The sequence below is a fragment of the Rheinheimera sp. genome (assembly GCF_020217005.1).
Taxonomy (GTDB): domain Bacteria; phylum Pseudomonadota; class Gammaproteobacteria; order Enterobacterales; family Alteromonadaceae; genus Pararheinheimera.
Genome location: NZ_JAIWOI010000124.1, coordinates 1 through 10000 on the forward strand (window position 1 = coordinate 1; position 10000 = coordinate 10000).

General features: G+C 48.0%; 11 protein-coding genes. 9 read left to right on the forward strand and 2 right to left on the reverse strand.

The features are described 5' to 3' along the window. The 8 genes from pseG to LDL40_RS06045 form a co-directional block, all read left to right on the forward strand. Positions 1-724: UDP-2,4-diacetamido-2,4,6-trideoxy-beta-L-altropyranose hydrolase (gene pseG / locus LDL40_RS06010; RefSeq protein ID WP_300994282.1), on the forward strand; the 724-nt coding region annotated here is incomplete at its 5' end. Between the two features lie 26 nt (positions 725-750). Beyond that, positions 751-1815: a pseudaminic acid synthase gene (pseI, locus tag LDL40_RS06015; RefSeq protein WP_300994283.1), complete on the forward strand. Its 1065-nt coding sequence runs from the start codon at positions 751-753 to the stop codon at positions 1813-1815. Continuing rightward, entirely contained in the window at positions 1815-2387 is a 573-nt protein-coding gene (locus tag LDL40_RS06020; protein ID WP_300994284.1) for a GNAT family N-acetyltransferase, read from the forward strand. The genes pseI and LDL40_RS06020 overlap by 1 nt, the downstream gene beginning before the upstream one ends. A gap of 1 nt (position 2388) precedes the next feature. Continuing rightward, a complete protein-coding gene (locus tag LDL40_RS06025) occupies positions 2389-2646 on the forward strand; it encodes an acyl carrier protein (RefSeq protein ID WP_300994285.1) in 258 nt (85 codons plus the stop codon). A gap of 13 nt (positions 2647-2659) precedes the next feature. Continuing rightward, positions 2660-3406, forward strand: a complete 747-nt coding sequence (locus LDL40_RS06030; protein ID WP_300994286.1) for an SDR family NAD(P)-dependent oxidoreductase — start codon at positions 2660-2662, stop codon at positions 3404-3406. Further along, entirely contained in the window at positions 3403-4815 is a 1413-nt protein-coding gene (locus tag LDL40_RS06035) for an AMP-binding protein (RefSeq protein WP_300994287.1), read from the forward strand. The genes LDL40_RS06030 and LDL40_RS06035 overlap by 4 nt, the downstream gene beginning before the upstream one ends. After that, positions 4805-5887: an acyl-protein synthetase gene (locus LDL40_RS06040; RefSeq protein ID WP_300994288.1), complete on the forward strand. Its 1083-nt coding sequence runs from the start codon at positions 4805-4807 to the stop codon at positions 5885-5887. Before LDL40_RS06035 ends, LDL40_RS06040 begins: the two co-directional genes overlap by 11 nt. Further along, positions 5884-7062: an acyl-CoA reductase gene (locus tag LDL40_RS06045; RefSeq protein WP_300994289.1), complete on the forward strand. Its 1179-nt coding sequence runs from the start codon at positions 5884-5886 to the stop codon at positions 7060-7062. The genes LDL40_RS06040 and LDL40_RS06045 overlap by 4 nt, the downstream gene beginning before the upstream one ends. Here LDL40_RS06045 and LDL40_RS06050 read toward each other — a convergent pair. Next, the gene (locus LDL40_RS06050) at positions 7059-8468 is read right to left on the reverse strand and encodes a CDP-glycerol glycerophosphotransferase family protein (protein ID WP_300994290.1); all 1410 of its coding nucleotides are present in this window, start codon (positions 8466-8468) and stop codon (positions 7059-7061) included. The genes LDL40_RS06045 and LDL40_RS06050 overlap by 4 nt on opposite strands. Continuing rightward, entirely contained in the window at positions 8465-8881 is a 417-nt protein-coding gene (gene tagD / locus LDL40_RS06055) for a glycerol-3-phosphate cytidylyltransferase (RefSeq protein WP_300994291.1), read from the reverse strand. Before tagD ends, LDL40_RS06050 begins: the two co-directional genes overlap by 4 nt. Before the next feature lie 424 nt (positions 8882-9305). On the opposite strand from tagD, the gene LDL40_RS06060 reads away from it, so the two are divergent. Further along, on the forward strand, positions 9306-10000 hold a 695-nt coding region (locus LDL40_RS06060), incomplete at its 3' end, for a hypothetical protein (protein WP_300994292.1).

Genomic DNA, 10000 nt, shown 5'->3' on the forward strand with positions numbered 1-10000 from the left:
GCTTTTGGTGATTGATGATTTAGCCAACAGACTGCATCAGTGTGACTATCTGCTGGATCAAAACCTGTATCCGGATATGCACAGTCGCTACGACAGCCTGGTCAACAAAGAAGCTCAGTTGCTGCTTGGCCCTTCCTATGTGTTGCTGCGCCCTGAGTTTGCTCAGTATCAGCGCACCGCACAGCTGCAACCAGCACGATTTTTAGTCTTTTACGGTGGCACAGACGAGCTGAATTTAACCAGTCAGACGATAAAAGCCTTACAGCAACTTCAGAAAACCGACTTTGCTGCCGATATAGTGATAGGACTTGCCAATCCGCACAAAGCAGAACTTGAACAACTTTGCGCTGACGACCAGCGTTTGACTTTGCATATTCAGACCCCGCATATGGCAGAGTTGATGAGCAAAGCCACTTTAATGATTGGTGCTGGCGGTTCTACCCATTGGGAGCGCTGTGCTTTGGCCTTACCTGCTTTGGTCGTCACTTTGGCAGACAATCAGGTCGCCAGTACATTAGCTTTGGTTGAAGCCGGGGTTTGTACTTATCTTGGGCGTGGTGAAGATCTGACAGTGACACAACTAACCGACGCAATACAGCAACTGTTGGATAATCCAGAGCAACTGGAAAAAATGTCAGACCAAGCCGGGCAACTGGTACCACAAGGCGGCGGTTGTGCTGCTATTGTAGAGCGACTTACTAACGAAATTCAGGCGCAACATTAAGGCCTTAGCAGTACAGGAACACAAAGATGAGCAACTCAGCTTTTCAGGACATTCAGTTAGGTCAGCATAAAGTAGGGCCTTCTCATCCACCTTTAATTATTGCTGAGCTGTCCGGCAATCACGATCAGTCGCTGGAAAAAGCGTTGGCGATGATAGATGCAGCTGCAGCGGCCGGTGCTCAGGCCATTAAATTACAAACCTACACAGCAGATACCATGACGCTGGATATAGACACTGGCGAGTTTTATATCGAAGATAAAAACAGCCTCTGGCATGGCACGACCTTGTATAAGCTGTACCAGATTGCCTACACCCCCTGGGACTGGCACAAAGCTATCTTTGAGCGAGCCAAAAGCCATGGCATGTTGGCGTTCAGCACCCCTTTTGATTTAACTGCAGTGGATTTTTTAGAATCGCTGGATGTGCCTTGCTACAAAATCGCCTCTTTTGAAAATATCGACCATCCGCTGTTGGCTGCAGTGGCGAAAACCGGTAAGCCGGTGATTATGTCCACCGGCATGGCCAGCCAGTCAGAACTGGCTGAATCTGTTGAAGTATTAAGAGCAAACGGCTGCAAAGAGTTAATTTTACTTAAATGCACCAGCAACTACCCTGCCCGTCCTGTCGATGCCAATTTATTAACTATTCCACATTTAGCTCAGCTGTTTCAGTGCCAGGCCGGTTTATCGGATCACACCACTGGTATTGGTGTCTCTGTGGCTGCCGTCGCTTTAGGCGCTACTGTGATTGAAAAACATTTTGTTTTGGACCGTAGCGAAGGTGGTGTCGATGCGGAGTTTTCTTTAGAACCAAACGAGCTGAAACAACTGGTGGAAGAAACGGCTAAAGCTAAAGTGGCCTTGGGTCAGGTCAATTATGGCTGCACCGAAAAAGAAATCGCTTCACGCAAACACCGCCGATCTTTGTATATAGCGGCCGATTTAAAAGCCGGAGATAAGCTAACCACTGAAAACTTACGCGCTATCCGGCCAGGTTTAGGTTTACCGCCTAAATACCTGCCGATGCTGCTGGGCAAAACAGTGACTAAAGATGTGGCCCGCGGCACAGCCATGAGCTGGGATTTAGTTTGATGCAACAGACTTCACAGATGTGGCATAGCGATGAAGTCTCCGCCTTTAATGTGCAGCTCAAACCTTTGCAGCAGGATGATTTGGCACAAGTGCTGATCTGGCGCAATAGCCCGGAAGTCAGCAGCCAGATGCTGGATCAGACTGAAATCAGCGCAGAGCGCCAGCAGCAGTGGTTCGAACGTGTATCGTCTGACCGACGCCAGATGCAGTTTGTGATTTATTATAAAAACCAGAAGGTTGGTGCCTGTAATTTAAAAAGCCCAACGGCTTTGGCTGTGGCAGAATGTGACAGTGTCGAAACCGGTTTTTATTTAGGTGAGGCCAAATACCGCGGCACTATACTGGCCTTTTTTGCCGCCTTAGCGCTAAACCAGTATGCGTTTGAACAGCTTGGCGTCAAGCTATTAAAGGCGCAAGTAAAAAGCAGCAATAGCGCCGCCTTACGTTTTAATCAACAATTAGGTTATCAGCCTGATGCGCTGCAGCCTTCAGACGGAATGGTCGCCATGACTTTAGTGCCACAAGCACACCAAAACGCTGCCGCCAAATTTGCAACTTTTATCCGGAATTAATATGAGCAACGATCTTATCCAAACCAACACAGCCAAATTGACAGCAGCTTTTGCCAGCGCTTTAGTAGTGGCAGAAACTCAAATTCATGATGATTTGGCCTATAACAGCATCAAAGAGTGGGACTCTACCGCCCATATGTTGCTGATTGCCGAGCTGGAGAATGCGTTTAATCTGATGCTGGATACCGACGATATTATTGATATGAGTTCGGTAGGCAAAGCCAAAACCATACTGGCTAAATACGGGGTTGCATTCTGATGGCTGCTTGTCAATGAGCAACAAAACGCCTGTTAGCCTTATTACAGGTGCCAGCCGCGGCATAGGCCGGGCGACTGCTGTCGCGTTGGCTAAAGCAGGCCACGAGCTGATTTTAGTGTCACGTGATGCAAAAGCTTTAGAACAAGTGCAGGCCGATTGTCAGGCGTTAGGTGCTTTAGTCACTATACATGCTGTGGATTTAACAGACCGCGATGCGGTGACAGCTTTATTTCGTCTGATCCAGACAACATTACAAGACAAAGCTTTAAGCCATCTGGTGCACTGTGCAGGCCAAATGCAGGATGCGTTATTGGCCATGACCCGCCTCACTGATCTGGATAAGCTGCTGGCACTCAATGTGGGTGCGACGGTGCTGCTGTGTCAGCTGGCCAGCAAACTGATGGTACGCCATAAAGCTGGGCATTTAGTGCTGTTATCGTCCAAAGTGGCGGAGTCAGGCTCTGCCGGTCAGGCTGTGTATGCTGCAACCAAAGGTGCGGTATCCTCTTTAGTCAAGTCATTGGCCAAAGAGCTGGGCCCCACAGGTATTCGCGTCAATGCGGTAGCACCGGGTTTTATCGAAACCGATTTAACAGCCCATTACAGCAACGATAAAAAACAACAACTCAGAGCACAAATCAGCCTGGGCCGTTTAGGCCAGGCCGATGAAGTAGCGCAAGTGATCGAATTTTTATGCTCGGAAAAAGCCCGTTATATCACTGGTCATATTCTGGCTGTGGATGGTGGTTTTAGTTTATGAGCAAGGCTAAAGATCGCCTGAGCTTTGCCCACAGGCTGGAACAGTTTGGCAATGCTATAGCCCTTCGGCTGCCAGATGGCAGCACCATCAGTTACCTGCAACTGGCGAAACTGGCCGACAGCTACAGCAGTACGTTAGACAGCATGGTGCCGCAGCAGACTTTGCTGGCGCTGCGTTTTAACTCCGGCTTATCGGCTGTAGTGGCATATCTGGCCGCCCTTCGCAGCGGTAAAGCACTGTTAGTGCTGGCACCGGATTTAAGTGACAATCAAACTCTAGCCTTAGTCGAGCGCTTGCAGATTGCTGCTGTGATCCAACCTTCAGGCGATATTCAGTTGACTGGTCGTCAGCATCAGGTGCGGCCCGATTGTGCTCTGTTATTGAGTACCTCAGGCAGCTCAGGCTCACCCAAATCAGTGATGCTTTCGCTTGCCAATATCGAAGCCAATGCCCGAGCTATTTGTGCTTATTTACCGATAGAGCCAACAGACACAGCTATTACTGCGCTGCCGCTGCATTACTCTTATGGCTTGTCGGTGCTGAACAGTCATTTATACCGGGGAGCTTCGGTATTACTGACTGAAGCCCCTTTAATGAGCAAAGACTTCTGGCAACAAACCAGAGACTTCAACATCAGCAGCTTACATGGCGTGCCTTTTAGTTATGAGCTGTATCGCCAGCTGCGGCTGGAACGTATGCCCCGCCCTGCGCTGCGTTATCTGACTCAGGCCGGTGGCAAACTCAATAGCAGCCTGACAGACTATGTGCAGCAACTCTCAAGTACGCTGCAAAAGCCGGTTTATCTGATGTATGGCCAAACCGAAGCCACAGCCCGTATCGCTTATTTACCGCCAAAGCTTTTGCAACAGCATGCTGATTGCATTGGTGTCGCTATTCCGGAAGGCGAATTGCTGCTACGTGATCCTGTTAGCAAAATGCTGATCACCGAAGATTTGGTGCAGGGCGAGCTCTGTTACCGTGGCCCTAATGTGATGTTAGGTTATGCATCATCAGCGGCCGATTTAAGCAGTGATACAGTGCTGACGGAATTAAGCACCGGAGATTTAGCAGAACGCCTGCCCAATGGTTTGTACCGTATTGTCGGGCGCTTAAGCCGTTTTTTAAAACTTCAGGGCAAGCGATTACAGCTGGATCATCTGGAGCAACAACTTGCAGTGTTCACAGACCCTGTCTGCTGCGCTGGTACAGACGATTTGTTAGTAGTGGCTTACACCGCGCAAAAACCGGAGCTCAGAGAGCAGCTGCAACAGCATTTACGCGAACAACTGCAGCTGCATCCTGCTTTATTTAAAGTACTGCAACTGCATACCTTGCCTGTGCTTGCCAATGGCAAAGCTGATTATCAGGTGCTGCTATCGCTTGCGATGGAGACTTCAGATGCTGATTGAGCATGAGCCTTATAGCCTGAATGCAGCTGAAAAACAGCCTTTATTGCTGGCTGAACTCAATGCGCTGACGTTGCATCATCAGCAGCATTGCTCCCCCTATCAGCACCTGGTGAAGGCGCAGTGGCCTGCTTTTGTAACAGCGAACCAAAGCGCACAACTGCCTTATCTGGCGGTGCGGCTGTTTAAGCAGTTAAAACTGCAATCTGTGCCGGATGCAGAGGTGTTTAAAGTGCTGTATTCCAGCGGCACTACAGGCACCCCATCCCGTATTGTGCTCGACAGCGCCACTGCGGCCATTCAATCCAAAATTCTGGTGAAAATTATGCAGCACTGGCTGGGCAAAGCCCGTTTGCCTATGCTGATCATCGACCATCCGGGCGTGATTAAAGATCGCAGCAATTTCTCCGCCCGCGGCGCTGGTATTCAGGGGTTGTCCTTTATGGGCCGCAACCATTGTTATGCCTTAAATGACGATATGAGCATTAACTTTGAAGCCCTGGAGCAGTTTTGTCAGCAGTTTGGCGATGGTCCTGTGTTTGTGTTTGGTTTTACTTTTATGGTCTGGCAGTTTTTTATTCAGCAATTAAAACAGCAGCAAAAAACCATTTCCTTGCCGCAGGCGGTGTTACTGCATAGCGGAGGCTGGAAAAAACTGCAGGATCAGGCGGTCGACAATAGCACCTTTAAACAGCAGGTACTGACCCAAACCGGCATTAGCAAAGTGCATAATTTTTACGGTATGGTCGAGCAAGTGGGTGCTATTTTTGTGGAATGTGAACAAGGCCATCTGCACTGCCCCAGTTACGCTGATGTTCTGGTGCGTACACCGGGTAGCTGGCAAACAGCTGCTGTGGGTGAAGAAGGTGTGCTGCAGTTAATTTCCACTTTGCCACGCAGCTATCCGGGCCATAGTTTGTTATCAGAAGACCGCGCTGTACTGTTAGGGGAAGACAACTGCCCTTGTGGCCGACCGGGTAAATATTTCCATATTTTAGGCCGCTTGCCGCAGGCCGAAGCCCGGGGTTGTAGTGATACATTTTTTCCATCAGCCAAAGAGCGAACCACGCCATGAGCTGGATCATTTTAAACCCACCCACTATCAAAGCCGAACTGCAGCAACCTTTTGCAGAACAGGATTTTGCTTATTGCCAGGCCTTGTCGGAAGCTTTATTAAAAGCCCCCCAAAGCAGGGATTTTCCGGATTTAATAGCGCTGGGGTTCTGGTTACGGCAGGCCAATTTAAAACCTTTGTTGGCGCCTTATCAGCATTCGCAGCATTTTATCCGCCAGCCTTTAGGTTTGGTGTTTCATAGCGCCCCCGCCAATGTCGACAGCTTATTTGTCTACTCTGGTATTTTAAGTTTGCTTTGTGGCAATAAAAACGTCATTCGTTTATCCAGCCGCAGCGGCGGCAGCACAGCGGTATTGATAGAAAAAATCCGGGCTCTTGCCGAACTATTTCCAGCGCAAAACGCCCGGTTTCAACTGGTGCAGTGCAGTTATGACAGCGCTGAACTCAAAGCTTTAATTAGCACAGTAAATGGCCGGGTGTTGTGGGGCTCTGATCAGGCCATCCAGGCGCAGCGCCAGTTAACCATGCCTGCACACGCCCGAGAGCTGAGTTTTGGTCATAAATTCTCGTTATGCTTAGTAGGCGCAGAGGCGGTGCTTGCTACCAATCACGAGCAGTTGCAACAGTTGGTGCAGTTGTTTTACCGCGACCAACTGACCTTTGCTCAACAAGGCTGCTCTTCGGCCAAAGCTGTTCTGTGGTTGGGTGAAGCTGCACAAGTACAACAAGCACAGCAGCGGTTTTGGCCAGCTTTAACAGAGCTTATAGAGCACAAGCAGCCACTCAATAGCAGTGAGCAGTATCAGGCCTTAGCCACAGCGCAGCAGTTGATTATGAGCAGTGAACAACAGCTGATGCTGACACAGCAACACAGCATTTCCCGTGTAGCAGTAAACACTCTTGAGCCAGTGTTTATCGACCAACATCAGGGCTGCGGTTTATTCCTCGAACTACAACTTTCAGATCTTACGCAGTTAAACCCTATGCTGACTCAGGCGCATCAAACCTTAACGGTTTGGGGTGTGGAGCCTGGCTTGCTAAAAAACTGGCTGACGACTGCACATACAGGCATTGATCGAGTGATGCCGGTTGGACAAGCGCTAAGTTTTAGCCCAGATTGGGATGGAGTGAATTTGATAGAGCAGTTTAGCCGGAAGGTGGTGTCTACTTTTTAAGACTGATGTTGCAGTTGCTGCAGATACTGAATAAGCACAGGGCAACACTCAAGGTTCACCATACTGAATTTTTGCTGCAACGCCTGACGCTTAGCTGCAAAACGGTCGGATGCTAAATCCAGCGCCATTTGCTCCAGCAACTGGTCGAAATTGTCCGCCGTGCTGCCTGCAATAAAATCCTCTTTGCCGATAGCAAACTGACCTCGCACTTGAGCGTACCGCTCTATGTCATAGATAAAATGCAGCACCGGCTTATTGCAAAGCAAAAAGTCAAAAGCGACTGAGGAATAATCGGTGATCAGCAAATCCGCATCCGCCAGCCAGGGATAGACATTAAAACGGCCTGGATAGTGGAAAATCCGATCACAGCCCTGCTGCTGGCGCAGTTCATCAAAAGGCGCCAGAAAAGGATGAGTTTTCATCATAAACACCGCATTGTGCTCAAGCAGAAATTGCTGCAACTTTACCCAGTCAATAGGGTGATTATTCTGGCCGTTATCACGATAGGTTGGCATATACAGAATCAATTTTTTGCCCGATCGCAGCTGTTGCAATTGCTCAAGCGGTAAAGCGTTAAACCAGCAACGATCGGCAGGAGTCTGCAGCAAAGCATCATTGCGTGGATAACCAAAATCCAGATAATGCCGGGCTTTAAACATGCCGGGAAAAATCTGCTGATTAAACCAGCTCGAGCTGGAGACAAAAGCTTCATCCAGAATATGGGGAAAATGTTTATTGCCCGCTAAATGCTTAAAAGGCAAACCATGCCATAGCTGTACAACTTTGGTTTGAGTTCGAAGGCGGTTAAACACTGGATCAGTAGACTCATGATCCAGCACCAGCACTTTAGCTCGTTGCAGCAGCCAGCGTACTTGCCATGGCGAATCGACTTGTGCCGGATGAAAACACCGCTGGGCATCTTTAACCACTAAATAGGCGTTCTTACCCAACTTATCATGTTCGGCAAAAGCAACCAGCACATTGCTGTCGGCATACTTTTCGGCGTAATAGACCACAGGGCCCTTGGGTATAAGGTCCAGCAAGGAGGCCATCAGGTCATGCATCAGAGTTTTGAGTTTTTTCAGAACAGAAGCTGCTTTGTAAGGTTTAAACTGCAACGGGTTTTGCCCGGTACAAAACCAGATTTTTCTGGCGATAAAACCATTCGCCTGCATGCCTTGCGCTATTTTTTGCTGATAATCACTAGGAGCAATCAGCACCGCATCATGGGGTTTACTTTGCGAGACGTGATTACAGACATCAGGCCCCTGCTTCAGGTTATCCACCATACCCAGCACAGTAGCGCCTTGCTGTTGCATTAACAGCGCAAGGTTCCTGCCGGCTGGGTTATCCGGAGCTATATACAGGCGTTGGCCCTGCCAGTCTTTGGCTTCACGTTGTATCAATCCAGGAAGTCCCGTTTCAGCTGCATAAAGACCTGAATAGCTTTTTTCAGCTCAGTAGACGAGACATTATCAGTGCGTGGTAAATACACCACCTCACAGTACGGCTTTAAAAAATCAAACTTACCCTGCCAGTCCGAGCCCATCACAAACAGATCCACCTTGTGCTGTTGCACATCACTGATTTTTTGCTCCCAGTTTGACTCGGCAATGACTTCATCGACAAAACGCACAGAACGTACCAGCTCTACCCTGTGCTCAAAAGGCATTAGTGTAGTTTTGCCTTTAGTGGCATTAAACTCATCGGTAGAGACAGCCACAATCAGCTTGTCTCCTAACTCCCGCGCCCGTTTCAGCAAATTCAGATGACCAATATGAAACAGGTCAAAGGTACCGTAGGTTAATACTGTTTTCATACCTGACTCCCACCTTAAGGACTAAGCTTGTTGTTACAGCAGCCAGTATCGTTCTCCATATTACCTAGAAGGCGACTCAGATTTAACTAACGCATAAAGCAACATAAAACCAAATATACTGTGAACGAAGCACAGTACACAAATGTTATGGTTTTTTATCGGCTTGGTATCAAAATACTGTAGCCTGACCTCATTAATTGTCGCCATGGTTTTTATTTGTGGTTAACGCCCTTAAGACCTTCAAAAAAGAGTCGATATAGCATCGGTAGACTGATCTCAATCAAGTCATCAAAAACAATGCAGCTCATACCCAAACGTAAAAAGTTAGGGTATTTTGGAGTGCTATGCTGCAGACAAGAATTGCACACTGTACAGTCTGAGCAGATGTATTCTATTTTCAATGGTGGATAACGGAACAGAATTGATGAAACAAATCTATCTTTATGGCACTGGCAGTAAAGCCTTGCAGTGGTTACCTGTACTTGCGCTGCATTACCGCATAGTAGCTTTTGTGGACAGCAATAAGGATCGCAGTGGTAGCCACTTGCTGGGCCTACCCGTGGTACATAGCTCAGAAATTAACTCTAAGCAGTGTGACCTGATTGTAATCGCAAGTAGCTTTGTCGAAGCAATACAACACCAACTGGCAATGGATGGCTGCTCTGCAGGCATAGAGATAGAGCAACTACCAGAGTTACAAAGTCAATTTGAGCAGTACCGGAATATGCTGCATCAATACCGGTCGCAGACATTTCAACATTTAACTGATATCAAATTAAATGAACAACATTTGTCAGACGCAAAGCTAATCAGTGATCGACATACTTTATTGGGTTTACTGCCTAAGCAAGGGATATGTGCTGAGTTGGGGGTGGCAAATGGCGATTTTACTGAGGCAATTTTTGGCATCAATCAACCGAAAAAACTGCACTTAGTAGATATCTGGCAATCCGAGCGCTATAACGATGATTTATATAACAATGTTTGCCGGAAATTCGATACCCAACTCACATCAGGACAGTGTCAGATTCATCGAAAGCTGTCGACGGAAGCCGTACTTGATTTTCCTGACAGCTATTTTGACTGGATCTACATAGATACAACCCATAGCTACAAGCT